We start from the raw sequence: 25145 nt of genomic DNA, 5'->3' as shown, positions 1-25145 counted from the left end.
GGGACGGGCTCCGCTCGCAGGCCGGGGCGCGGAGCCCGTCCCGGGCGGCCCCTTCGGGCCTCCCGGCGCAACGGGCACCGTTCCGGCGGCCACGGGCCGAAGACCGCCCGGGAGACCCGCCTGCCCCCTCGGCTCCGGCCGCCCCGCGACCGACGATCTGGAGCGCGCATGCCCGCCCCTGGCGAACAGCAGGACCCGCCCGTCCCCGTGTCCGACGCCGGGCAGGGGCTGACCGCGGCCGAGGTCGCCGCGCGGGTGGCCGACGGGCGGACCAACGACGTGCCGGTGCGGGCCAGCCGCAGTATCGGCGCGATCATCCGCGGCAACGTGCTGACCCGCATCAACGCCATGGTGGCGGTGCTGTTCGCGATCATCGCGGTGATCGGCCCGGTCCAGGACGGCCTGTTCGCGATGGTGATCGTGGTGAACACGCTCATCGGCATCGCCCAGGAGCTGCGCGCCAAGCGCACGCTGGACAAGCTGGCGATCGTGAACGCCGCCCGCCCGCGGGTGGTGCGCGACGGCGCGGCCACCCCGGTCACCGCCCAGGAGATCGTGCTGGACGACGTGGTCGAGTGCGCCCAGGGCGACCAGGTCGTGGTGGACGGGACCGTGGTCTTCGCCGAGGCGCTGGAGGTCGACGAGTCGCTGCTGACGGGCGAGGCCGACCCCGTGTTCAAGCGGCCCGGGGACACCGTCATGTCGGGCAGCTTCATCGTCGCCGGCGCCGGCCGCTACCGCGCCGCGAAGGTGGGGCGGCACGCCTACGCCGCCCGCCTCGCCGAGGAGGCGAGCCGGTTCAGCCTGGTCCACTCCGAGCTGCGCTCGGGCATCGACCGCATCCTGCGGTTCATCACCTGGGCGCTGTTCCCCATCGGCGGGCTGCTGGTGTTCAGCCAGCTCGCCCTCAACGGCCGGGTCACCGGCGACGGCGCGGTCGGCGGGGGGCAGATCAGCGGCCCGCTGGCGGACGCGCTGCGCGGCATGGTGGCCGCCCTGGTCTCGATGGTGCCCGAAGGGCTGGTGCTGCTGGTGAGCATCGCCTTCGCAGTGGGGGTCGTCCGGCTGGGCCGGCGCAAGTGCCTGGTGCAGGAGCTGCCCGCCATCGAAGGGCTGGCCCGGGTGGACGTGGTGTGCACCGACAAGACCGGCACCCTGACCGAGAACGGCATGCGCCTGGCCGAGGTGCGCGAGATGGGCGGCTCCGGGGGCGCCCCGGCGCGGGCGGCGCTGGCGGCCCTGGCCGGGGCCGACCCGCGCCCCAACCCGAGCGTCGCGGCGATCGCCGAGGCCCTGGGGGCGCCGCCGGAGGACTGGACGGTCATGGCGCGGGCCGCGTTCTCCTCGGCCCGCAAGTGGAGCGGCGCCTCGTTCGCCACCCCGGACGGCGAGCGGCACTGGGTGCTCGGCGCGCCCGACGTGCTGGCGCCCGCGGGCGGCCCGGAGGCGGCCGAGGCCGAGCGGATCGGCGGCACCGGGCTCCGGGTGCTGCTGCTGGGGCGGGCCGCCGAGCGGGTGGACGCACCCGAGGCGCCGGGCCCGGTGCGTCCGGCGGCGCTGGTCGTGCTCGACCAGCGGCTGCGCGGCGACGCCAAGGACGCCCTGGACTTCTTCGCCGAGCAGGACGTGCAGGTCAAGATCGTCTCCGGGGACAACGCGGCGTCGGTGGGGGCGGTGGCCCGGGCGGTGGAGCTTCCGGGCGCCGATGAGCCCCGGGACGCGCGCGAGCTGCCCGCCGACCCGGACGGGTTCGCCGCGGAGGCCGACCGCGCCACGGTGTTCGGGCGGGTCACGCCCGAGCAGAAGCGGGACCTGGTGCGGGGGTTGCGGGCGCGCGGCCGCACGGTCGCGATGACCGGCGACGGCGTCAACGACGTGCTGGCGCTCAAGGAGGCCGACATCGGGGTGGCCATGGGGGCGGGCAGCCCGGCCTCGCGCGCGGTGGCGCAGATCGTGCTGCTGGGCGACCGCTTCTCGGCGCTCCCGGCGGTGGTGGCCGAGGGGCGGCGGGTCATCGGCAACATCGAGCGGGTCGCCAACCTGTTCCTCACCAAGACCGTGTACTCGATGACGATGGCCACGATGGTGAGCGTGCTGGCGGTGGCCTACCCGTTCTTCCCGCGGCACGCGACGCTGATCAACGCGGTGACGTTCGGCATCCCGTCGTTCTTCCTGGCGCTGGCGCCCAACACCGAGCGGGCGCGGCCGGGGTTCGTGCGGCGGACGCTGCGGCTGGCCGTCCCGTCGGGGCTGATCGCGGGGGCGGCGGCGGTGACGACCTACCTGCTGGTGCTGGGCGGCCGGTCGGTCCCGGACCCGGCCGACCGGACGGCGGTGGTGGTCACCCTGTGCGCCACCACGCTGTGGGTGCTGCTGCTGGTGGCCAAGCCGTACGTGTGGTGGAAGGCCCTGCTGGTCGGGGCGATGGTGGGGCTGCTGCTGACGGCGATGCTGACGCCGGCGGGGCAGGCGTTCTTCGCCTTGGACGTGAGCGAGCCGGGCAAGCTCTGGACCGGCCTGGGCGTGGCGGCCGCGGCGATGGCGCTGATCACCGTGGTGCGGCTGGTCGACGACCGCCTGATGGCCAAGGAGGAGGCCCGCCGCGAGGAGGCCGGAGGGGTCGGGGAGCCGAGCCGGGAGAGCACGGCGGTGTGACGGGCCGCCCGCCGCCCCGTCACCAGGTGACGGGCAGCGAGGTCAGGCCCGCCACGAGGACGTCCCGGTCGAGTGAGAGGTCTTCGGTCGGCACGGCCAGGCGCATCCCCGGGAACCGGGACACGAGTGCGGTCAGGGCCTCCTGCAGCTCGATCCGGGCCAGGGGCGCGCCGATGCAGTACCGGGCGCCGTGGCCGAAGGACATGTGGGCCCCCTCGCGGCGGGCGGGGTCGAACCGGTCGGGATCGGTGAACACCGCGGGGTCGTGGTTGGCCGCGCCGGTGTCCAGGAGGACGAGTTCACCCGCGCGCACGTGGGCCCCGGCGATGTCGAGGTCGGTGCGGGCGTACCGGGGGATGCCGCCGCCCCTGGCGGGGGCCCTGAGCACCTCCTCGACCGCCGAGGCCGTCAGGTCGGGGGACTCCCGCAGGCGCCGCCAGTGGACGGGCCGGTCCAGCAGCAGGAGGGCGCCCAGCCCGATGGCGGCGGTGGTGGTCTCGTACCCGGCGAACAGCAGGGACATCGCGAGCATCGCGGCCTCGTCGCCGCTGACGCCCTCGGCGGCCGCCAGGCGGGACAGGACGTCGTCGCCGGGTTCGGCGCGCTTGCGCTCCACCAGTTCGCGTCCGTAGCCGAAGAGGTCGGCCAGGCCCTGTTCGGAGCGGGCGCGGTCGGTCACGTCGGCGGCGGCCCGGGCCCAGGCGCCGAAGCGGTCGCGGTCGGCGCCGGGCACGCCCAGCAGCTCGCAGATCACGGTGACGGGCAGCGGCAGCGCGAGGGCGGTGACCAGGTCGGCGGGCGGGTCGCGGCGGGCCAGGCCGTCGAGGAGCCCGGCGGTGATCCGCGCGACCCGCGGGCGCAGGGCCCGCATGCGCCCGGGGGTGAAGTGCGGCCGCAGCAGGGCGCGCATGCGCGCGTGGTCGGCGTCCTCGGTGGCGGGGTCGCCGACGGGGCCGCCGAAGAGCGCCGAGGCGCCGGTCCGGGCCGCGTTGTCGGGGTCGGGGTGGGCGCGTCCGAGGCGGGCGTCGTCGAGCAGGGCGCGCACCAGGGCGTGGTCGGTGACCAGCCACGCGGCGTGCCCCACGGCGGTCCGCACCCGGTGGACGGGGCCCTGGGCGAGGAGCCGCCGCTGCTCGGGCGGGGTGTGCAGCGGGTGGGGCCGGTCGAACGGCAGTTGGGCGGCGGAGCCTTTGTTTACACCAGTGTGTACATCCATAAGGAAACAACAGCATATGTATACTTTGGAGTCAACATCGGAAGGGGGCGCATGGGCGGGACCGACGAGCGCACGCGGACGCGCACCGGCGCCGCGCGCCGACTCCCCCGGGCGCAGCGGCGCGACCAGATCCTCGACGCCGCCGCGAGCGCCTTCGCCCGCAGCGGCTACGCGGCCACCGGCCTGGACGAGGTCGCGGCCGAGGCGGGCATCACCCGGGTGCTGCTGTACCGGCACTTCGAGTCCAAGAACGCGCTGTACCGGGCGGTCCTGGACCGGTCGAGCGAGCGCCTCGCGGGACGGGCCGGCACGGAGGGCTTCGACGACACCACGCTCCCGGCCCTGCTGCGCGCCGCCGCATCCGACCCCGACGGCTTCCGGCTGCTGTTCCGCCACGCGGCCCGCGAACCGGAGTTCCGCGACGTGGTCGACTCCCTGGCCGCGGCCTCGACCGCCGCCACACGCGCGGGTCTGGCGGGGCGGCTGCCCGAGGGGGCCTGGAACGAGTGGGCGTGCCGCCTGGTGCCGGTGGTGGCGATCGAGGCGGTGATCGCGTGGCTGGACGCGGGCGGTCCCGACCCGGAGACCGCGCACCTGCGGGTGGAGGCGGCGGTCCACGGCGTCATCGCCGCCGCGGCCCCTCGGCCGGACTGAGACCGCACCAGGACTGCGAGGGGCACGATCACGCCCGCGACGGCCTCGGCGAGCGTGCCGTCAAGCCAGAGGTCCTGACGGCGCGTCCGTCACTTCCGGCGAGATCGTCGATGGACGTCCCGCCGAGGACACTGTCGGCGAATTCGGTGGGGTGGGTGTCGTTGATCTTGTCGTAGCGGGACGATGAGGCGAAGTACGGGGGGATCAACGTCGAGGTGGTTGCCGTGTCGCTGCATCCCCGTGCCCCGGGTGATGTCCCCCCGCCCTGACCGCCGAGGTCGCCCGCCAGGCGTTTCCCGACGGTTACCTGTGCATGCGCATGTGTGATGCGCTGGTCCCGCTGTTCCGCGATGAGGAGTTCACCGGCCTCTACCCCGCTCGCGGCCGGCCGGCGTGGTCGCCCGCCCATCTGGCCGCGGTGTGCGTGCTGCAGTTCTTGGAGAACCTGTCGGACCGCCGGGCCGCGGCGGCGGTGCGCGGGCGCATCGACTGGAAGTACCTACTGGGGCTGGAATTGACCGATGCCGGATTCGGTCGGGACCGGCGAAGGCCGGACCGGTTCGGCCGAGGGGGTTCCGCGGGCGCCGTCAGGGTCGGTCGGCGGCGCCGCGCTGGGCGTACCGTGGACCCCTCACACCGGCGGCCAGGGGACGGCGGGCCAGGCCGGGGACGGGTAGGGGTGCACCTTGTGCTCCAGCAGCAGCTCGACCCGCCTGCGCAGGGCGTAGCGCTCGGGAGGGGTCAGGTGGCGGTCCAATTCCCCCGGCAGGTCCCCGTCGCGTTCCTCCAGGCGTCCGGCCAGGGACTCCAAGCCCGCCAGCGCCTCCTCCGTCAAAGGCTCGCCCTGCCACTGCCACAGCACCGTGCGCAGCTTGTACTCCTCGGCGAAGGCCACCCCGTGGTCGCACCCGTACAGGTGTCCGCCGGGCAGCGGCAGCAGGTGCCCGATCTTGCGGTCGGAGTTGTTGATGACCGCGTCGAAGACCGCCATCCGGCGCAGCGGCGCGCTCTCCCCGTCCTGGGCCAGCGCGACGAGGTCCGCCTCGGGGTCGGCGTCGACCCACAGCTGCACCATGCCCTCGCCGAAGGGCCCGTCCCGGTGCACGGTGGGCGGGACCACGCCCCACCCCAGCGCTTCGGAGACGGCGAAGGCCGCCACCTCCCGCCCGGCCAGGGTGCCGTCCGGGAAGTCCCACAGCGGCCGCTCCCCCGCCACCGGCTTGTACACGCAGGCCGCCTCCCCCTCCGGGGAGGAGACGGCCGCGTAGAACGTGGCGTTGGAGGCGGCGGTCAGCCGCCCGACGACCTCCAGTGTTCCGGTGCGCAGCAGCTCCGCGGCCGCGGCGCCGGACATCCCCCCGGCGCCTGGGCCCGGCACGCCCCGCTGCCCGGTCACGCGCCCGAGGGCCGGTAGCCGTTCTGCCGGGGGCAGATGTGCCCCGCGGGGTCCAGCGGCCGCCCGCACAGCGGGCAGTTGGGCCGCCCGGCGGCGACGACCCGCATGGCGCGCCCGGCGAAGGCGCGCGCGGCCGACGGGGTCAGGTGGACCCGCAGCACGTCGCGGTCGGTGGGCTCGGTCTCGCTGAAGACCTCCACCTCGCCCTGCTCCTCGGACTCCCCGTCCGCCTCCTGCACGGCCTCCTGGGCCTCTATGATCACGCGGGAGGCCTCGGCGTCCCAGGCCAGGGCCAGAGTCCCCACCCGGAAATCCTCGTCGATCGGCTGCTCCAAGGGGGCGTCGTCGACGTCGCCCCCGTTCTCCGAGGCCTCGGGCAGCGGGTCGCCGAAGCGCACCCGCACCTCCTCCAACAGCTCCTCCACACGCTCGGCGAGCGCGGACACCTGGGCCTTCTCCAGCACGACGGAGGTGATGCGGCCGCCTCCGCTCGCCTGGAGGAAGAAGGTCCGCTCCCCAGGCTGGCCGACGGTGCCGGCCACGAAGCGGTTCGGCGGGTCGTACAAGTACAGCGACATGCCAAGAACCCTAGAGGATCACGGGCTCCGGAGCGATCGGGACCGCCCCGGTCACGGGCGGGCGGCGCCCGCGCCGCCGCCGACGACGGCGTCCCCGCTCCCGTGCCGGCCCTCCTCCTGCGGGGGCGGGGCGAGCCCGTCGGCGGTCGCCCCGACGTCGTTGAGGCGCAGCAGGAACGGGCGGGCGGCCGTGTAGCGGACGGCGGTGACCGAGCACGGGTCGACCTGGATGCGCTGGAACAGGTCCAGGTGCATGCCCAGGGCGTCGGCGGCGACCGCCTTGATGACGTCCCCGTGGGCGCAGACCAGGTAGCGGGGGTGGCCGGTGGTGGAGGCGGCGGCCAGGCGCGCGTTCCAGTCGCGCACGGCCTCCACGGCGCGCGCGGAGACCTGGGCGAGGGACTCGCCGCCGGGGAAGCGGGCCGCCGAGGGGTGCTGCTGGACGACGGGCCACTCGGGCTCGTCCTTGAGCTCCTCCAGGGTCCGCCCCGTCCAGGTGCCGTAGTCGCACTCGCTGAAGCGCTCGTCGACGACGGGCTCCAGGCCCAGGGCGCCGGCGAGCGGTTCGGCGGTCCGGCGGCACCGCTCCAGCGGGCTGGTGACGATCGCGTCCAAGTGCAGTCCGGCCAGGCGGCGGGCCGTGTCCTCGGCCTGGAGCCGACCGCGTTCGTCCAGGTCGATGCCGGGGCTGCGGCCCGCCAGGATGCTGCCGGTGACGGCGGTGAGGCCGTGGCGGAGCAGGATGAGGGTGGCGGAGGCGTGCTCTGGGGTGCCCATGGCCGTCCAGGGTAGTGCAACGGCGCCGGGCCCCCCCGAGGGGCGGCCCGGCGCCGGGTGGTGCATGGTGCCCGCTGAGGGGTGGGACGGCGCGTCCCGGTCAGCCGGCGGGAACGCCCTCCTGCCCGGTGCCCTGCTGCTGCCCGGCGCCGTCCTGGCCGGTCTGCCCGCCCGCGGCGCCCTCGCCCGTGCCCTGGCCGGTCCCGGCGCCGTCCTGCGCGGCGTCGCGCTCCTTCGGGTCGTAGGTCTCGCCGGTGAGGGGGTTGACCGGGAGCCCGGTCTCCGGGTCGAGGGACACGTCCATCCGCAGCTCGGGGTCGTGGTGCAGCCCCGACTCGGGGTTGACCGGGAGCCCCACCTCGGGGTCGATCTCCCAGCCGGTGGCCGGGTCGGTGCTCGGCGAGGGGGACGGCTCCTGCGAGGGCGACGGGGAGGGCTCCTCGCTCGGCTCCGGGGAGGCGTCGGCGACGACCTCGCCCTTGTCGGGGCGCTCCTCGGCGCCGCCCCGGGGGTCCAGGACGCCGAAGCTGACCAGCGTCAGCACCAGCACGCCCAGGCCGATGCGGTAGTAGACGAAGGGCATGAAGCTGTGGGTGGAGATGAACTTCATCAGCCACGCCACGACGACGTAGCCGACGAGGCCCGCCACGACGGTGCCCACGGCGGTGGCCAGCCAGCCCGCGTACTCGTTGCCGCCGATGTCGGTCATCTTGTACAGGCCCGACGCGAACACCGCGGGCATGGCCAGCAGGAAGGAGAACTCGGCGGCGTCCTTGCGCTTGAAGCCCATCAGCATCCCGCCGGTGATGGTGCCGCCGGAGCGGGAGACGCCGGGGATGAGCGCCAGGCACTGGAAGAGGCCGAAGGTGACGCCGCGGGTGATGGTCAGGTCGGCCAGCACCCGGTGCTTGCGGGTGTAGCGGTCGGTGGCGCCGAGGATGACGCCGAACACGATCAGGGTGAGCGCGATCAGCCGCAGGTCCCGGAAGACCGTGTCGATCTGCTCCTCCAGGAGCAGCCCCAGCACGCCGATGGGCAGGGTGCCCAGGATGACGTACCAGCCCATCCGGGCGTTGATGTCGCGGCGCAGCTCCTTGTCGAACAGGGAGCGGGTCCAGGTCGACAGGATCGCCCAGATGCGGTTGCGGAAGTAGACCAGCACCGCGAGCTCGGTGCCGATCTGGCTGACCGCGGTGAACGCCGCCCCCGGGTCGGGCCACCCGAAGAACGCGGAGATCACGCGTACGTGCCCGCTGGACGAGATCGGCAGCATTTCGGTCAGCCCTTGGACGAGTCCAAGGATGATGGCCTCGATGATCGACACGGCGGGCTCGGCTCCAGTCGGCAGGTTCGGCGAAGGGCCGCGGCGGGGGACGCGGCGGAAGTCTGGGCGGTCCGCCGCCGCGGGGTGGGGCCGGTCGCGGTGCCCCGTCCGTCCCGTCCGGCGGCGACGCGGGCAGCTTACTACCCCGTTCCGCGCACGCGAGCAGGGTCCGCGCGCGCTCCGGGCGTTCCGGACGGTCCCCCACCGCCTTCCGGCCGGACCGGCGCATCCCGCCCGAACTGGGGTTCTCCCGGCGGGCCTCGGCCGCCCGCCCGCCGACCGGGTAACCTCGCACGCCATGGAACAGCGACAGGCGGGCGGCTCGGGGCTGTGGGTGTCGTCCACCGCTCTGGGGACCATGACCTGGGGCAACGACACCGACCAGGCCGAGGCCTCGGATCTGCTGACCGCCTTCGTCGACGCCGGGGGGACGCTGGTCGACACCGCCGACGTGTACAACGGCGGCGAGGGCGAGCGCATCCTGGGACGCCTGCTCAACGGGGTGGTGCGGCGCAGCGATGTGATCATCGCCACCAAGACGGGGCACGCCACCGACGGGCACCGGCCGGTGGACACCTCCCGGCGGCACCTGCTGGCCTCCCTGGAGGCCTCGCTGCGGCGGTTGCAGACCGACCACGTGGACCTGTGGCAGCTGCACGCCCACGACCCGGCCACGCCGTTCGAGGAGACGCTGTCGGCGCTGGACGCGGCGGTGGAGTCGGGCAAGGCGCGCTACGTGGGCGTGGGCAACACCACGGCCTGGCAGTTCGCCGCGTACGCGGCCTGGCAGCGCGCGGGGGCCTCCGGGCGCAACCCGGTGGTGACGGCGGCGGCCGAGTACTCGCTGCTGTGCCGGGAGCCCGAACGCGACCTGCTGCCCGCGGCCGCGGCGCTGGGCGCCGGAGTGATCGCCTGGGCGTCGCTGGGGCGCGGGGTGCTGAGCGGCAAGTACCGGCGCGGCGTCCCGCAGGGTTCGCGGGCCTCCCGGCCGCAGATGGCGCCGTACGTGGAGCCCTACCTGGGCGAGCCCAGCCGCCGGGTGGTGGAGTCGGTGTGCACGGCCGCCGAGGGGCTGGGGGTGTCGCCGCTGGCGGTGGCGCTGAGCTGGGTGCGCGACCGCCCGGGGGTGGTGTCGGTGGCCATCGGCCCGCGCACGGCCGCGCAGTTGGACGAGGTCTTGGGCACCGACGACGTGCGGCTGCCCGAGGAGATCCGCGAGGCCCTGGACGACGCGTCCCGCAAGCGGTGAACGGCCGCTCCCCGGCTCCCCGTCGCTGATCTCGGGAAAGCGCCGCTAGAACGGGGGTGGTTTCTCGTGTTCAGTGCAACTGTTCGTGGGTGTGCTGGACGCTAGGAGCAGATCGTGGCCCGACCAGGGGTTCTGACGCCGGGGCACCGCCAGGTGCTGGAGAACATGTGGGCCCAGGGCGCGTCCCTGGCCGCCATCGCCGGGACCGGTAGCGTCGATTCTCCCGAGGTCAACGAGAACGCGCTCGTCCATCCACCGGCGGCGGCGTCGGGGACGCCGACGTCGGTGTTCCTCGCTAGGCTGCTCTCTCGTCGACCGCCCCGTGGAGAGGACGCTTCCCGCATGTCAGACGCCCCCGAGCGCACCGCCGCCGTGCTGGCGGGGATGGGCGCACCGGAGTCCCTGGCCGGGCCGCTGGTCGGTGCTCTGGGCCCCGGCGCCGCCGAGGAGCTGGCCGCCGACCCCTGGCGGCTGCTGGCGCTGCCCGCGGTCACGCCCGAGCAGGCCGACTTCTGCGCCCGCCGCGCCCTGGGCGGCGCCGCCGCCCCCGACGACCCCCGGCGCGGCCGGGCCCTGGTCGGGCGGGCGCTGGCCGCCGCGGTCCGGGAGGGCTCCACGGCGGTGGAGGAGCGCGAGCTGGGCCGGGCCCTGCGCGGCATGCGGATCGCCGACCCCGGCGCGGCCGTCGAGGCGGCGCTGGACGACGGCTCGGCCATGGTGTTCGAGGTCTTCCCGGAGGACGCCGACGACGGCTTCGAGGACGGCGAGGCGCCGGAGATGCCCGACCCCGACCGCTTCCTCGCCCCCACCCGCGTGGGCCTGGCCGAGCAGGAGCTGGGCGAGGGGCTGGCGCGGCTGATCGGCACCAGCGAGCCCATCATGGACCCCGCGACCGCCTCGGAGACCGCCGAGGCCGCCGCCGAGCGCATCGGCGAGGACGTGGAGGCGGAGACGTCCGCGGCGGCGATCGCCGCGATCATGCGCGGGGTGACGGTGCTGCGGCACGGCCCCGCGGCGGGCGCGGCGGTGCGCCGCACCCTGGCGTGCCTGGCCGCGACGGCCGAGGACAGCGGGGTCGGGCTGGCGGTCGCCTGCCCCACCGCGCAGTCGGCGGCGGCGCTCAACGGGCTGCTGGACGGCGCCTTGGCCGCCGCCGCGCCGAGCGCCGTACCCGGGGCGAACGCCGTGCCCGGGACGGGCGCGCCGGAGGCGGAGCAGGCCGAGGGAGCCGCCGGATCCGACGGGGAGGCCCCCGAAGAAGGGGCGGCCCCCTCCCCCGCCGTCGCCCTCGAAGCGGTCCCGCTCGGGCGGCTGCTGCAGGCCGGCGTCCCGGTGCCCGCCGGGATCGTCGTGGTCTCCGACGCCATGGCCCTGGACGTGGAGCGGGCGGCCGCCCTGGTCGAGGCCTGCGAGGACGGCACCCACCTGGTGCTGCTGGCCGACCCGGCGGAGGCCCCGTCGGCCCGCCCCGGCCAGGTGGTGCACGACGTGGCCGAGTCGCGGATGGCCGCCGTCGCCGCCCTTCCCGACGCCCCCTCCCCCGGGCCGCTGGGGGAGCTGGCCGCCGCCGTCGCCGGTGGCGACCTGGCGCGGGTGGAGGCGCCCGACCGGGAGGTCGTGCTGGTGCCCGCGTCGTCGGGCGGCGAGGCGGCGCACCGGGCGGTGCAGCTGGTGGGCGACTCCATCCCCCGGGCCCTGGGCATCCCGGCCGAGCAGGTGCAGATCGTGGCCGCCACGCGCGGCGGCGAGGCGGGCGCCGACGCGCTCAACAGGGCCTGCAAGGAGCGGTTCAACCCGGGCCCGGGCGCGCTCGGCGGGCTGGACGCGGGCGACCGGGTCCTGCTGGCGGGCGGCGGCCCCGGCTATTCGGCCGGCGACGTGGGGTACCTGCGCACCGGCCCAGAGGGCGACGGCCGCCCGCACGTGGAGCTCGCGGACGGCGGCGCGCCCGTGCCCGTGGACCCGGAGCACCTGCGCCCGGGGTGGGCGGTGACGGTGGCGGCCGCGCACGGGTCGCGCTGGCCGGCGGCGGTGGCGGTGTTCGGCCCGGAGACACGGGGGTCGCGCCCGCAGGTGTACACGGCCCTGACCCGGGGCGTGCGCCACGTGTCCATCGTGCACGCGGCGGGCCCGGAGCTGGCCGAGGCGGTGAAGGTGAAGACGTCCCTACCGCGCACCACCCGCCTGCGCGACGTCATCCGGGAGGGGTAGGGCCCGGTCTCCCCCCGGGGTCGACGGGGAGTTCGGACGCGTCGATCGCCGGGTCTCCGAGCGGGCCGGGAATCGACGCCTGCCCGCCGTATTCGAGCTCCCTTTCCGCCCGATAGGCGCCCTCCCGGGGCTCCGACATGAATTCACAGCGCGCCGCGTACGGGTCGAATACCCCCTAGACGGGAACCCCGGCCTCCGCGTACGTGCGTCCCTTGTCGACGTGATCGCGAATCGCGCCGCCTGGGCTCACGACATCGATGGCGGGATCGACGATCCCGGGAGGGCGGGTTTCGAGGTTCCTCTCCTGCTCCGCAGCGGGGATCACGGCGACATCAGGGCAGAGCTCGGTCGCCCCGCCGACGGAGGAGATGCCGACGCCGCCGATACAGCGCCGCTCGGCTCCGAGTCGCCTTTCGAGCATGCCCCAGAGGGAAAATGCCGTTCGCTTATGGAACGGCCGCACCGGACTCAACACGATGCGCCCGCGCACGACCTCCGCTTTGTAGCCCCGAACACCGTCCCCGAGGGGGCGGAGTGTGGCACGCGCCCTGTCGAGATCCGCGGACATGCGGCCGCCCCTTTCCGATGGCGTCCGCTGGAATCCGCACAACTCCAGAGGACGTGCCTTTTCCCTGGAGCGAGGCTAGCCGGACGACCACAGCGGCGCCCGCGATGTCCCGTAACCGCCCTTGATTCAGGGGCGCGGCCCCGGAACGGGCACCTGGCACCGTCGAACGACACCCGCCGTGCTCGCAGCGCCGGGCCCGCCCCAGAGTTCGTACACGCGGCCGTCCCTTCTCACCCCTTCCGGTCGCGGCGGAGGCGCCAGGCGAAGTACGGGGTGCCGATCACCGCGGCCAACAGGCCGGACGGGATCTCGGCCGGGGCGATCACCGTTCTTCCCACCGTGTCGGCCACCACCATCAGCGCCGCCCCGAACAGCCCCGCGACCGGCAGCAGCCGGTGCGCCCGCGAGCCCGTCAGCATGCGGGCCGCGTGCGGGGCCACCAGGCCGACGAAGGCCACCGTGCCCACCATCGCCACCGCGCTCGCCGCCAGGGCCACGGCCAGCGCCAGCACCCACAGCCTCGTCCGCTCCAACGGAAGCCCCAGCGTGCGGGGCGTGTCCTCGCCCAGGGCCAGCAGGTCGATCCTGCGCAGCGCCACGGCCAGCGGCACCGCCGCCAGCGCGGTCGTCACCCCCAGCACCAGCAGGTCGGTGGTGTCGCGGGCATAGGTGCTCCCCGACAGCCAGCGCAGCGCCTGGGCGGTACGGAACTGCGCCCCCGTGACGAGGTAGTTCGTGGCCGCCGTGGTGAGCGCGAACATGCCGATGCCCACCAGCACCAGCCGCTCCGGCGCCACCGAGCCGCCGCGCCGGGACAGCCCGTAGGCGGTGGCGAAGGCGGCGGCCGCCCCGGCGAAGGCCGCCACCGGCAGCACCGCGTAGGGCACCATCGGCAGCGCCACCAGCACCAGGGCGGCGCCGAAGCCCGCCCCGCCGCTGACGCCCATCACGGTCAGGTCCGCCATCGGGTTGCGGGCCACCGTCTGCACGATGCCGCCCGCCACGGCCAGCATCGCCCCGGCGAGCGCGGCGACCAGCAGCCGCGGCAGCCGGTACTCGGCCACCACCGTCCGCGCCAGGTCTCCGCCGTTCCCCGTGGCCAGCGCGACCAGCTCGCCCGGCGGCACTGCCACGTCCCCCGCCAGCAGCCCGGCGGCCAGCAGCACACCCAGCAGGATCGCACCCCCGGCCACCACGGGCCCCAGGGGGACGCGGCGCCCGCGCCGCGTCGGCGCGGCGGTGCCCGGCGCCACGGGCTCCACCGGCAGCCTGCGCGCCAGGACCAGGAAGAGCGGTGCGCCGAACAGCGCCGCCACCACCCCGGCCGGGACCTCGTTCCCGGTGGGCGAGGTGACGCGGGCCAGCAGGTCGGCCGCGAGCAGCAGGCCGGCGCCCCATAGCGCGGCGGCGGGCAGCAGGAGCAGGTGGCGGCGGACCCCGCAGAGCCGGACGATGTGCGGCGCGGCCAGCCCGATGAACCCGATCGGCCCGGTGACCGCGACCGCGCCCGCGGCCAGCAGCACCGACAGCAGCACGGCGCCCGCCCGCAGCCTGCCCACGGGCACGCCCAGCCCGCGCGCGGTGTCGTCGCCGGTGCCGAGGATGTCCAGCCCCCGGGCCAGGAGCAGCCCTCCGGCCAGGCCGACCGCCAGCAGCGGCAGCGCCGTCAGCGACCGGTCGGTGTCGGCGACGGCCAGTGACCCGTGGCCCCAGAAGAAGACCGCCCCGGTCTCCGCCTCGAAAAGCATCACCAGCAGGGCGCTGACACTGGAGAGCGCCAGCGACACCGACACACCGGCCAGCACCAGGTGCGAGGAGTCGTTGCGGCCGCCCGCCACGGCGTGCACCACGGCGGCCGCCGCCAGGCCGCCCAGGAACGCGATCGCGCCGCGCGGCAGGTCGCCGAAGGACAGCCCGGTGACGGTCGCGGCCACCATCGCGAGGTAGCCGCCCGCCGTCACGCCCAGGGTGTCGGGGGCGGCGAGCGGGTTGCGCACCGCCGACTGCAGCAGGGCGCCGGAGACGGCGAAGGCCGCCCCGGCAACGACCCCGGCCAGGGTGCGCGGCAGCCGCCCGCCCAGCAGCACGGCGCGCACGTGCTCGTCCCCGGCGATCAGCGCGGGCAGGTCGCCCAGGCCGACCCCGCCCCGGCCGTGGGCCAGGTGAAGCAGCACGACGGCGGCCAGCGCCAGCGCGCCGCCGCCGACCGCGATCGCGGCGGACGGCCCCCGGCGCCCGGGGCGGGCGGCGGGGGCCGCGGAGGCGGCGGCCGGACCGCCGGAGGGGCGCGGCCCGGCCGGGGGTGCGGAGGCGCTCACGCGGTGAGGGCGGCGGTGATCTCCTCGGCCACCTGCCGCGACGAGAGGGGCCCACCGAAGTACCAGGTGCCCGGGTCCAGGGCGTGGACCCGGTCCTCCATGACGAACTCCAGGTCCTGCCAGAGCGCGTTGCCGTCGAGTTCGCCGGTGAAGACGTTGTCGTCCTCGGCCGCGACGTAGACCAGGTGCGAGTCCTGCACCTCGGTCAGGCCCTCCACGTCGACCTTGCTCATGCCATAGGCGTCGGCGTCCGCCGTCCAGGCATTGGCCAGCCCCAGCTCGCCCAGGAGCGCCCCGGGGACGGTGGAGCCGGTCAGGACCTCCACCACGGCGGCGCCGTCGGCGGTGTAGCCCCGGGCGACGGTGACCTCGGCCCCGTCGGCCCCGGCGTCGGCGAGTTCGCCCTTGAGCTCCTCCAGGCGGGTGTCGAGGTCGCCGAGCACCTTCTCGGCCTCGTCCTCCTTGCCGACGGCGGTGCCGATGGTCGCGAAGGTGGACCGCATCTCGGCGTACTCGCTGTCGGCGGAGTAGGGGTCGAAGACGAGCGTGGGGGCGATGTCCTGGAGCTGTTCGAGGTTCTCCCCGGAGCGCAGCTCGGAGGTGATGATCAGGTCCGGGTCGAGCGCGCGGATCGACTCCAGGCTGGGCGCGCCGCGGGTGCCGACGTCCTTCACGCCCTCGTCGAAGCGCGGTCCGGCGGTGACCCACTTGTCGTAGCCCCCGATGTCGGCGACCCCGGCGGGAGTGACCCCGAGCGCCTGGAGGTCCTCGGCGTAGGTCCACTCCAGGGCGACGACGTCGGCGGCGGGCGCGTCCAGCTCCAGCTCGCCGAGGGTGTGCTCGAGGGTGACGGCGCCGCCGCCGTTCTGGCCTCCGTCGCCGTCGGCGGTTCCGGCCTGGTCGCCCGCGGCTCCGCATCCGGCGGTGGTCAGTGCGAGGGCGAGGGCCGCGGCCGGTACCGCGATGAGCGCTCTGGTCATGGGGGACGCCGTTCCTTCTTCTCGGTGATGGGAGTGGGGGGTGGTCCGGGCACGGTCGAGCGGACCGGGGGGGCGGGTGATGGTGGTGCGGTGCCGTCGGCCGGGTCAGTCGACGGCGACGTGTCCGGCGCCGGTGCCGGACAGGGGGCCGGGAGCCGGTGCGGGCTCCGCGTCGCGCCGGTAGGGCAGGCAGGTGGGCAGCCCGGTGTCCGGGTCGGTGATGACGGTGGTGTCGATGCCGAAGGCGGTCCGGACGACGTCCTCGGTGAGCACGTCGGCGGGGCGTCCGTCGGCGATGATCCGGCCCCCGGCGAGCACGGCCATGGTGTCGGCGAAGGCCGCCGCCTGGTTGAGGTCGTGCAGGACCACGGCGACGGTGATGCCGTGGTCGTCGGCGAGCGAGCGGACCAGCCGGAGCACCTCCACCTGGTAGCGGATGTCCAGGTAGGTGGTGGGCTCGTCGAGGAGCAGGACGGGGGCGCGCTGCGCCAGCGCCATGGCGATCCAGGCCCGCTGGCGCTCGCCCCCGGACAGGTGGTCGATCTGGCGGTCGCGCAGCGGCCCGGTGCCGGTGGCCTCCAGGGCCCACGCGACGGCGTCCCGGTCCTCCCTGCCGGAGCGGCCGGTGAGCAGGCCCCGGTGCGGGTGGCGGCCGTAGGCGGCGAGCTCGGCGACGGTGATGCCCGAGGGCACGGTCGGGGCCTGGGTGAGGAAGGCCAGGTTCCGGGCGAGCCCGCGCGGGGAGTAGGAGGCGATGTCGGCGCCTTCCAGGAGCACCCGCCCGCTTTCGGGGCGGTGCAGCCGGGCCATGGTGCGCAGGAGGGTCGACTTGCCCGACCCGTTCGGGCCGACCAGCGCGGTCACCTCGGCGCGGGCGAGCTCCAGGGTCACATCCCGGCAGATCGGCGCGCCCCCGTGGGCGAGTTCCACGCCCTCGGCGCGCAACGGGACGGTCATGCCTGCCCTCTCCTCCGGCACTGGTCAACGCGGGCAAGCGTAACTTAGGCAAGGCTTCGCTACGACACCAGGGGCGCCTGGGAGCGCGCCCAGAACACGCACGGGACCGCGGGAGAACGGCGTCAGCCGACCGGAGGACGGACGCGCGGGCCGCTCCGGGATGACGCCCGCGGTACCTTCGGCGCCCGATCAGGACTCGCGAAGTCCGGTCCCGTCCGGAGGAGTGCCGCCTTGACCGGATCGGCCTGAGGGGGCATCACCCGGGCGGAGCGGCCCCTCCGGACGCCTCCGCCTGCCCAACGAGCGCGAGCGCGCACTCTGGACAGCCCTGCGGCAAGGCCGAACGATCGAGGAGGCCGCAGCAGCCGTCGGTGCGCCGCGCCCGTGGGCCCGGCAGTGGTTCCACCGCCCTGGCGGCGTGATGCCGTCAGCCGACGCGGACCCTTCGAACCCACCCGGTGTGGCACCCACCGATGGAATCCCCCCCCCGCGCGGGGAGGCCCGCCCCTCACGCCAGAAGGCCGTACCTTCTCGCCTCCGTCACGGCCTCGACGCGGGTGTGCGCCTCCAGTCGGCGCATCGCGGTGCGCAGGTAGGCCTTGACCGTCTCCGGGCGCAGGCCCAGGCGCCGGGCGGCGTCGGCGTTGGTACACCCTTGGGCCACGCACGCCAGCACGTCGATCTCGCGCGGGGCCATGCGCGGAGCGTCCGGGCGGGTACCGTCGGACGCCGCGGCGTCCATGCGGGCGCACACCTCCAGCAGCCGGGTCCGCATGTCCTCGTCGTCCACGTCGGCGGCCAGGGAACGGAGCTCGGCGTTGAGAGCCCGCACCTCCGCCCACCGGGGCGATCCCGGACCGGGCTCGTCGGCGGCGGCCCGCGCGCGCTCGGCCTCGGCGGCGCGGCGGCGCGCCTCGTCCCGGACGGCGATGCGCTGGCCCGCCTCGCGCGCTGCCTCCTCGAAGGCGGCCACCGTGCGGTCGCCCAGGGTCAGCGACCGGCGCAGCCCGCCCAGGAGCACGCCGCGGGTGCGGCCGCCCACCACGATCGGGGTCGCCACCAGCGCCTTGAGGCCCTCGGCCCGCACCGCCGCGTCGTAGTCGTGGCTGATCTGCTCGGCGTGCAGGTAGTCGGGGACCCACAGCGGGCGGCGCATCGCCGCGGCCTTGCCGCCCAGCCCGCGCCCGGGCTGAACGACCAGGCCGCGGATCGCGTCGGTCCCCGCCCCGAACAGCTCGGTGTAGTGCACGCGCTCACTGGCGCGCACCGCTCCCCCGAACACCACCGGGAGGCCGCTGGAACGGCGCAGTCCCGGCAGGGCGGAGCCGATCTCGGTGGTGGCGTCGCGGTCGGAGTGGGACCTCATGGCGTGTCTCCAAGTGGGTGCCGTCCCAGCGGTCGTCCAGGGGCCGTCGGCCTGCGAGAGGTGGGTCACATGCAACACGATCGCGCGCCGGTGCGCAAAGGCCCCGCATCCGAAGGCCCTCTGCGCCCGCCCTGGCCGGTCCCGGCATACCCCCGTTCGGGGGTACTGAGACCTGCCTCACATGGAGCACCATCGTGGCGGTCGGCCGCGGAACCGCGTGGCGGCGGCAAACGCGTTGAGGAGCGGAGCATGTCGAAGTCCTACGCCTGCGGAATAGCGCAGACCCCGCTGTTGGGCGACACCATCGGGGAGAACCTCGACCGTGCGGTCGCCGCGCACCCCGACCGTGAGGCGGTCGTCGACGTCGCCCAGGGCCTGCGGTGGACCTACGCCGAGTTCGGCGCCCAGGTGGACCGCGCCGCCCGCGCGCTGATGGCCGCCGGGGTGGCCGTGGGAGAGCGGGTCGGCATCTGGGCTCCCAACCGCGCCGAGTGGACCCTCGTGCAGTACGCCACCGCCAAGATGGGTGCCGTCCTGGTCAACATCAACCCGGCCTACAGGCGCAGCGAACTGGAGTTCGTCCTGCGCCAGGCGGGCGTGCGCATGCTGGTCTCGGCCCAGGAGCACAAGGGCAGCGACTACAGGGCCATGGCCGAGGAGGCCCGCTCCTCCGCGCCCGCACTGCGCGAGCTCGTCTTCTTCGACGACCCCACATGGGACGAGCTGCTGGCCGGGGCCGACTACGTGGCCCCGCAGGAGCTGACCGAGCGGGCCGCCGTGCTGTCCGCCGACGACCCGATCAACATCCAGTACACCTCGGGCACGACCGGGTTCCCCAAGGGTGCGACGCTCTCCCACCACAACATCGTCAACAACGGGTTCTTCGTCGGCGAGCTGCTGGGCTACACCGAGCACGACCGGATCTGCCTGCCGGTGCCCTTCTACCACTGCTTCGGCATGGTCATGGGCAACCTGGCGGCGACCAGCCACGGGGCCTGCACGATCATCCCGGCCCCGGCATTCGACCCGGCGGCGACGCTGTCCGCGGTCGCGGCCGAGCGCGCCACCTCGCTGTACGGGGTGCCCACCATGTTCGTCGCCGAGCTGGGCGACCCCGGCTTCGCCGGGTACGACCTGTCGAGCCTGCGCACCGGCATCATGGCGGGGTCGCCCTGCCCGGTGGAGATCATGAAGCGGGTGGTGGCGGAGATGAACATGTCCGAGGTGGCCATCTGCTACGGCATGACCGAGACCTCGCCGGTGTCCACCCAGACCCGGGTCGACGACGACCTGGAGCGCCGCACCGGGACGGTCGGCCGGGTGATGCCGCACGTGGAGGTCAAGGTGGTGGACCCGGCCACCGGCACCGTGCTGCCCCGCGGCCAGGCCGGGGAGCTGTGCACCCGCGGCTACTCGGTGATGCTGGGCTACTGGGACGAGCCCGAGCGCACCGCCGAGGTCATCGACGCGGCCCGGTGGATGCACACCGGCGACCTGGCGGTGATGCGCGAGGACGGCTACGTGTCCATCGTCGGGCGGATCAAGGACATGGTGATCCGCGGCGGGGAGAACGTCTACCCGCGCGAGATCGAGGAGTTCCTGCACACCCACCCCAAGGTGGCCGACGTGCAGGTGGTGGGCGTCCCCGACGCCAAGTACGGCGAGGAGCTGGCGGCGTGCGTGCTGCCGGCCGACCCCGCCGATCCGCCCACGCGGGAGGAGATCGCCGCCTTCTGCGAGGGGCGGCTGGCCCACTACAAGGTCCCGCGCCACGTGCGGGCCGTGGAGTCCTTCCCCATGACCGTCAGCGGCAAGGTCCGCAAGGTCGAACTCCGCGAGTGGGCCGCCCGGGAGCTGGGGGTCGCCTGACCGGCCGGGGCGCGGCCGCCCCCCGCTTTCCGCACGGGGGCGGGGCGGCCGCGCCCCGGCCCAGCACCGGTCACACCCGGTCCACGAAGCCTCCGTCGACCACCAGGTTGGCGCCGGAGGTGAAGGAGGAGGCCGGGCTCGCCAGGAACGCCACGGCGCGCGCCACCTCCTCGGGGGCGCCCAAGCGCCCCATCGGGATCGCGTCGCGGATGGAGTCGTAGAACGCGGGCGCGTCCTCCTTGCGCCGCGCCCAGCTCCCGCCCGGGAACTCGATCGGCCCCGGGGAGACCGTGTTCACCCGGACGCCCTCGGCGGGCAGGGTGCGCGCGAGCGCGGCGGCGTGGTGGTTGAGGGCGGCCTTCAGGGCGCCGTAGGCGTTCGGGCCCGACGGCGGCCCGCTGTGCAGGGCCGAGGTGGTGGACACCAGGACCACCGACCCGCCGCGCTCGGAGGCGGCCAGGTACGGGCGGGCGTGCTCGGCCATGGTCACGAACGGCATCACGTCGGTGGCGAACCCCGCCTCCCAGTCGGCCGAACCGCCCGCCGAGACGTTGGACACCAGCACGTCGATCCCGCCGAGCCCGTCGGCGGCCCGGTCCAGGAAGGCGCGCAGGGCGCCGGGGTCGGCCACGTCGATCGCGCCCTCGACCACGGTGGCGCCGGTGGCGCGCAGGTCTTCGGCCGCCTCGGCCAGCGGCCCGGCCGAGCGCGCGCACACCGCCAGGTCGGCGCCCTCCTCGGCGAGGACCCCCGCGATGGCGCGGCCGATGCCCCGGCTGGCGCCGGTCACCACGGCGCGAGCGCCCTTGAGTCCCAGATCCATGTGTCCTCTCCTCGTCCCCTCGTCGTCCCGCGGCGCCGTCAGGGCCGCGAAAGCGGCGGTGGGCGCCCCTCTGCAGAGGGGCGCCCACCGCGTGGAAGTCCGGCTTTCCCCAGGCTACGCCGGGTCACCGCGCCGGGCACGGAGCCTCCGGTCCCGCACCCGCACCGCACCGGGCCGCGCCACACCGGGCCGGGCGCGTCAGGCCCCGGTGGAGTGGAACCCGCCGTCGACGTGCACGATCTCGCCGGTGGTGGCGGGGAACCAGTCCGACAGCAGCCCCACCACGGCGCGGGCGGCCGGCTCGGGGTCGTTGGTGTCCCAGCCCAGCGGGGCGCGCTCGGGCCAGTGCGAGGCCAGCTCGTCGAAGCCGGGGATGCTGCGCGCGGCCATGGTGCGCAGCGGACCGGCCGAGACCAGGTTCACCCGCACCTTGTGCTCGCCCAGGTAGCGGGCCAGGTAGCGGGCGGTGGAGGTGAGCGCCGACTTGGCCACGCCCATCCAGTCGTAGATGGGGTAGGACACGCTGTTGTCGAAGTCCATGGCCACGACGGACCCGCCGTCCTTCATCAGGGGCAGCACCGCGGTGGTGAGCGCCTTGAGGGAGAAGGCGGAGGTGTGCATGGCGTTGGCCACGTCCTCCCACGGGGTGTTGAGGAAGTTGCCGCCCAGCCCGGACTGCGGGGTGAAGCCGATGGCGTGCACGACGCCGTCGATCCCGTCCACGTGCTCGCGCACCCGGTCGGCGAGGCTGGCCAGGTGCCCCTCGTCATTGACGTCGAGCTCCAGCACCGGCGGCGCGTCGGGCAGGCGCTGGGCGATGCGCTCGACCAGGCTCAGCCGGCCGTAGCCGGTGAGCACGACGGTGGCGCCCTGCTCCTGGCACAGCCGGGCGACGTGGTAGGCGATCGAGGAGTCCGTGATCACCCCGGTGACCAGGATGCGCTTGCCTTCGAGAATTCCCATGTGAGTCCTTGTCAGGTGTTCGGGCGTGCGGCCGGGGGGGGCGGCTAGGGTGTGTCTATTGGAGGCTTTTCGATCAGCGAGCGGCCGTCGCCCCTACTGCGCCGGCTTCGCGATGATCGCGAAGCGGCGCAGTAGGGGCGTGGTCGCGAGCCGAAAGCGATCCAAGAAACACGCCCTAGTGGCCCATGCCCAGACCGCCGTCGACCGGGATGACCGCACCGGTGATGTAGGCGGCGTCCTCGGAGGCCAGGAAGCGGACGGTCTTGGCGATCTCCCCGGTGGAGCCGTACCGGCCCAGCGGCACGTTCTTCTTGATCTCGGCCTGGCGGTCTTCGGGCAGGCCCGCGGTCATGTCGGTCTCGATGAAACCGGGGGCGACCACGTTGACGGTGATGTTGCGGGAGCCGAGCTCGCGGGCCAGGGAGCGGCCGAAGCCGATGAGGCCGGCCTTGGAGGCGGCGTAGTTGGCCTGCCCGCCCGAGCCGAGCAGGCCCACCACCGAGGAGATGAGGACGATCCGGCCGGTGCGCTTGCGCATCATCCCGCGCACGGCGCGCTTGGCGACGCGGAAGGTGCCGGTCAGGTTGGTCTCCAGGACCGAGGAGAAGTCGTCCTCGCTCATCAGCGCGAGGAGCTGGTCCTTGGTGATGCCGGCGTTGGCCACCAGCACCTCGACCGGGCCCTGCTCCTCCTCGACGCGTTTGAACGCGGAGTCGACCTGGGCGGTGTCGGTGATGTCACAGGGGACGCCGAGCAGCCCTTCCGGCGGCTCACCGGACCGGTAGGTCACGGCGACGTCGTCCCCGGCGGCGGCGAGCTCACGGGCGATGGCCAGACCGATCCCCCGGCTGCCGCCGGTGACCAGTGCCGAGCGGGACATGTAAGGGCACCTCCGTACGCGCTGCTGAGCGCGGTAAGACCATGTCAGAACGGACAGCAGAGTATCGAGCTACCGCCCGGTATATGAACCGCGGGCGCCGCGGCCGCCGCCGTCGGCCCCAAGGCGCGTTCCGGCCCGTCCCCAGGGCGGGTACCGGGCGTCCCCGCAGCGTCGCCCCAGCGGAGAGCGGGTATGGGGGGACTGGCGCGCACCGGTGCCGGCCACCGGGCGGAGCCAGGCGTTCCCCGGGGAGGACCACGATGACGACCGTCACGACCGCTGCCCCCGTCGACTTCGACCGCTACGGCGACTACGGAAGCTCCATGACCGCCCCGAAGGGCGCCGCGTTCGAGCGCCCTGCCTACCGATTCGGCGGCCGGATCGGCTCCGAGCGCTTCCCCGCCGAGGCGGGGCGCTACCGGCTGTACGTCTCCTACGCCTGCCCGTGGGCGCACCGCACGCTCATCGTGCGCGCGCTCAAGGGGCTCGAGGACGTGCTCTCCGTCGCCGTCGTCGACCCGGTCCGGGACGGCCGGGGGTGGGCGTTCCGCGAGGGGCCGGGGCACGGCCCGGACACCGTCGGGCACTTCGCGCTGCTGCGCGACCTGTACGAGGCCACAGAGCCGGGGTACGACGGGCACGTGTCGGTGCCGGTGCTGTGGGACACCGACACCCGGCGCATCGTCTCCAACCGGTTCGACGAGGTCGCGCTGGACCTGAACGGCTGCTTCAACGCCTGGGCGCGCGACCGCACCGACCTCTACCCGGCGGGGCTGCGGGACGAGATCGACGCGCTCGACCGCCACCTGTACGCCGCCGTGAACAACGGGGTGTACAAGTGCGGTTTCGCCCCCTCCCAGGAGGCTTACGACGAGGCGGTGGCGGCGCTCTTCGAGGCGCTCGACGGGCTGGAGGAGCGGTTGTCCGACCGGCGCTACCTGACCGGGGACCGGATCACCATGGCCGATGTGCGGCTGTGGCCGACGCTGGCGCGCTTCGACACCGTCTACGGCACCCACTTCAAGGCCAACCTGCGGCGGCTGCAGGACTACCCGCACCTGTGGGGCTACGCCCGGGACCTGTACGCGCACCCGGCGTTCGGCTCCACCACCGACTTCGACCACATCCGGCGGCACTACTACATCACCCACGGGGCGCTGAACCCGCGCCGCATCGTGCCTGCAGGGCCGCTGCCCGACTTCGCGGCCCCGCACGGCCGCGCCCGCCTGGGCGGGGCCGGGACGGGCGCGGGGGACGGGGGCGGAGCGGGGCCGCGGGTGGTCAGCCCGCGCCCAGGCGCTTGAGCCCGGCGCCGACCAGCCCGGGGACGGCCTCGCCGATGTGCGCGAAGTCGCCCCCGACGGTCTTGCCCTGGGTGAAGCGGAAGTGGATGCCCTCCAGGATCACCGCCAGCTTGAAGAAGGCGAAGGAGACGTACCAGTCGAAGTCGGACACGTCCCGCCCGGAGCGCTCGGCGTACCGGGCCACCAGCTCCTCCACGGCGGGGAAGCCCTCGGCGGCCGCGGCGTCGCCCACGCCCGGGACCGAGGGCACCTCGGTTCCGCTGTAGACGGCGATCAGCGCCAGGTCGGTCAGCGGGTCGCCGAGGGTGGACATCTCCCAGTCCAGCACGGCGGTGATGCGGTCGGCGCCGCCCTCGGAGGCGACCAGGACGTTGTCCAGCCGGTAGTCGCCGTGCACCACGGCGGGGGCGGGCGAGGCGGGGATGCGGGCGGCCAGGCCCGAGCGCAGCTCGTCGACGCCGGGCAGGTCGCGGCTGCGGGAGGCGTCGAGCTGCTTGCCCCACCGGCGGACCTGGCGCTCCAGGAACCCGTCGGGGCGGCCGAAGTCCTCCAGGCCCACCCCGGCGGGGTCGACGGCGTGCAGCGCCACGAGGGTGTCGACCAGGTCGAGCACGACGGCCCGGGTGCGCTCGGGGCCCAGTTCGGTCAGCTGGTCGGCCGTCCGGTAGGGGGTGCCCTCCACGTACTCCATGACGTAGAAGGGGGCGCCGAGCACGTCGGTGTCGGTGCACAGCAGCTCGGTGCGCGGGACCGGCACGGGGGTGGGGGCCAGGGCGCTGACCACGCGGTGCTCGCGCGCCATGTCGTGGGCGGTGGGCAGGACGTGGCCGAGCGGGGGGCGGCGCACGACGAACCGGCGGGAGCCGTCGGAGACCTCATAGGTGAGGTTGGAGCGGCCCCCGGCGATGAGCCGTGCGGTCAGCGGCCCGGCGGCCAGACCCGGCCGCTCGGCGTCCAGGTGCGCGCGGAGGCGTTCGGGGTCCAGTCCAGGCGGGGGCATGCCGCGGTCGTCCACGCGTGCTCCTCGTTCGGTGTGGGCGGTCGGCGAACCAACATA

20 protein-coding genes and 1 pseudogene are annotated in these 25145 nt (G+C 74.9%); 7 read left to right on the top strand and 14 right to left on the bottom strand.

Annotation, left to right across the window (positions count from 1 at the left end; translation table 11 throughout):
* The first annotated feature begins 168 nt into the window (after positions 1–168).
* Positions 169–2655: an HAD-IC family P-type ATPase gene (locus O4U47_RS10180; protein WP_270677479.1), complete on the top strand. Its 2487-nt coding sequence runs from the start codon at positions 169–171 to the stop codon at positions 2653–2655.
* Positions 2656–2674: 19 nt separating this feature from the next.
* On the opposite strand, the gene O4U47_RS10175 is transcribed toward O4U47_RS10180, so the two are convergent.
* Positions 2675–3871, bottom strand: coding sequence for a cytochrome P450 (locus tag O4U47_RS10175; RefSeq protein ID WP_270677478.1), 1197 nt, complete (start codon positions 3869–3871; stop codon positions 2675–2677).
* Positions 3872–3922: 51 nt separating this feature from the next.
* On the opposite strand from O4U47_RS10175, the gene O4U47_RS10170 reads away from it, so the two are divergent.
* Together O4U47_RS10170 and O4U47_RS10165 are read left to right on the top strand one after the other, a co-directional pair.
* Entirely contained in the window at positions 3923–4525 is a 603-nt protein-coding gene (locus O4U47_RS10170) for a TetR/AcrR family transcriptional regulator (RefSeq protein ID WP_270677476.1), read from the top strand.
* A 313-nt stretch (positions 4526–4838) separates the two neighbouring features.
* Positions 4839–5039: pseudogene (locus tag O4U47_RS10165) on the top strand (transposase); the annotation flags it as partial.
* 117 nt (positions 5040–5156) lie between these two features.
* On the opposite strand, the gene O4U47_RS10160 reads toward O4U47_RS10165, so the two are convergent.
* The 4 genes from O4U47_RS10160 to O4U47_RS10145 form a co-directional block, all read right to left on the bottom strand.
* Positions 5157–5879 (bottom strand): SCO1664 family protein, encoded by a 723-nt coding sequence (locus O4U47_RS10160; protein WP_270677474.1) that lies wholly within the window; start codon positions 5877–5879, stop codon positions 5157–5159.
* A 38-nt stretch (positions 5880–5917) separates the two neighbouring features.
* Positions 5918–6499: a DUF3090 family protein gene (locus O4U47_RS10155; protein ID WP_270677473.1), complete on the bottom strand. Its 582-nt coding sequence runs from the start codon at positions 6497–6499 to the stop codon at positions 5918–5920.
* Between the two features lie 51 nt (positions 6500–6550).
* On the bottom strand, positions 6551–7276 hold the full coding sequence (locus tag O4U47_RS10150) for a histidine phosphatase family protein (protein ID WP_270677472.1): 726 nt from the start codon (positions 7274–7276) through the stop codon (positions 6551–6553).
* Positions 7277–7376: 100 nt separating this feature from the next.
* Entirely contained in the window at positions 7377–8600 is a 1224-nt protein-coding gene (locus O4U47_RS10145) for an undecaprenyl-diphosphate phosphatase (RefSeq protein WP_270677471.1), read from the bottom strand.
* A gap of 298 nt (positions 8601–8898) precedes the next feature.
* Here O4U47_RS10145 and O4U47_RS10140 point away from each other — a divergent pair, with 298 nt between their 5' ends.
* Entirely contained in the window at positions 8899–9849 is a 951-nt protein-coding gene (locus O4U47_RS10140) for an aldo/keto reductase (RefSeq protein ID WP_270677470.1), read from the top strand.
* Between the two features lie 342 nt (positions 9850–10191).
* A complete protein-coding gene (locus tag O4U47_RS10135; RefSeq protein WP_270677503.1) occupies positions 10192–12060 on the top strand; it encodes a helix-hairpin-helix domain-containing protein in 1869 nt (622 codons plus the stop codon).
* A gap of 175 nt (positions 12061–12235) precedes the next feature.
* Here the strand turns inward: O4U47_RS10135 and O4U47_RS10130 are convergent, their stop codons facing one another.
* The 5 genes from O4U47_RS10130 to O4U47_RS10110 form a co-directional block, all read right to left on the bottom strand.
* Positions 12236–12628, bottom strand: a complete 393-nt coding sequence (locus O4U47_RS10130; RefSeq protein WP_270677469.1) for a Uma2 family endonuclease — start codon at positions 12626–12628, stop codon at positions 12236–12238.
* 230 nt (positions 12629–12858) lie between these two features.
* Positions 12859–14946, bottom strand: a complete 2088-nt coding sequence (locus O4U47_RS10125) for an iron ABC transporter permease (RefSeq protein WP_270677468.1) — start codon at positions 14944–14946, stop codon at positions 12859–12861.
* Positions 14943–15926, bottom strand: a complete 984-nt coding sequence (locus O4U47_RS10120) for an ABC transporter substrate-binding protein (protein ID WP_270677467.1) — start codon at positions 15924–15926, stop codon at positions 14943–14945. The genes O4U47_RS10125 and O4U47_RS10120 overlap by 4 nt, the downstream gene beginning before the upstream one ends.
* A 105-nt stretch (positions 15927–16031) precedes the next feature.
* Positions 16032–16883 (bottom strand): ABC transporter ATP-binding protein, encoded by an 852-nt coding sequence (locus tag O4U47_RS10115; protein ID WP_270677466.1) that lies wholly within the window; start codon positions 16881–16883, stop codon positions 16032–16034.
* A 508-nt stretch (positions 16884–17391) separates the two neighbouring features.
* Positions 17392–18249, bottom strand: a complete 858-nt coding sequence (locus tag O4U47_RS10110; RefSeq protein WP_270677465.1) for a helix-turn-helix transcriptional regulator — start codon at positions 18247–18249, stop codon at positions 17392–17394.
* A gap of 249 nt (positions 18250–18498) precedes the next feature.
* Between O4U47_RS10110 and O4U47_RS10105 the strand changes: the two genes are divergently transcribed.
* Positions 18499–20118 (top strand): AMP-binding protein, encoded by a 1620-nt coding sequence (locus tag O4U47_RS10105; RefSeq protein ID WP_270677464.1) that lies wholly within the window; start codon positions 18499–18501, stop codon positions 20116–20118.
* Positions 20119–20188: 70 nt separating this feature from the next.
* Here O4U47_RS10105 and O4U47_RS10100 read toward each other — a convergent pair whose 3' ends face one another.
* The 3 genes from O4U47_RS10100 to fabG all read right to left on the bottom strand — a co-directional run bounded on the left by O4U47_RS10100 (position 20189) and on the right by fabG (position 22784).
* Positions 20189–20941 (bottom strand): SDR family NAD(P)-dependent oxidoreductase, encoded by a 753-nt coding sequence (locus tag O4U47_RS10100; RefSeq protein ID WP_270677463.1) that lies wholly within the window; start codon positions 20939–20941, stop codon positions 20189–20191.
* Between the two features lie 198 nt (positions 20942–21139).
* The gene (fabI, locus tag O4U47_RS10095) at positions 21140–21904 is read right to left on the bottom strand and encodes an enoyl-ACP reductase FabI (protein WP_270677462.1); all 765 of its coding nucleotides are present in this window, start codon (positions 21902–21904) and stop codon (positions 21140–21142) included.
* Between the two features lie 175 nt (positions 21905–22079).
* Complete coding sequence (gene fabG, locus O4U47_RS10090; RefSeq protein WP_270677461.1) at positions 22080–22784, bottom strand: 3-oxoacyl-[acyl-carrier-protein] reductase; 705 nt, start codon at positions 22782–22784, stop codon at positions 22080–22082.
* Between the two features lie 260 nt (positions 22785–23044).
* Between fabG and O4U47_RS10085 the strand changes: the two genes are divergently transcribed.
* Entirely contained in the window at positions 23045–24088 is a 1044-nt protein-coding gene (locus O4U47_RS10085; RefSeq protein ID WP_270677460.1) for a glutathione S-transferase family protein, read from the top strand.
* On the opposite strand, the gene O4U47_RS10080 is transcribed toward O4U47_RS10085, so the two are convergent.
* Entirely contained in the window at positions 24066–25103 is a 1038-nt protein-coding gene (locus O4U47_RS10080) for a phosphotransferase family protein (protein ID WP_270677459.1), read from the bottom strand. The genes O4U47_RS10085 and O4U47_RS10080 overlap by 23 nt on opposite strands.
* Positions 25104–25145 lie beyond the last annotated feature (42 nt).

This window comes from Nocardiopsis suaedae, assembly GCF_027706745.1.
Taxonomy (GTDB): domain Bacteria; phylum Actinomycetota; class Actinomycetes; order Streptosporangiales; family Streptosporangiaceae; genus Nocardiopsis_A; species Nocardiopsis_A suaedae.
This window is presented reverse-complemented; position numbering and strand designations above follow the sequence as displayed.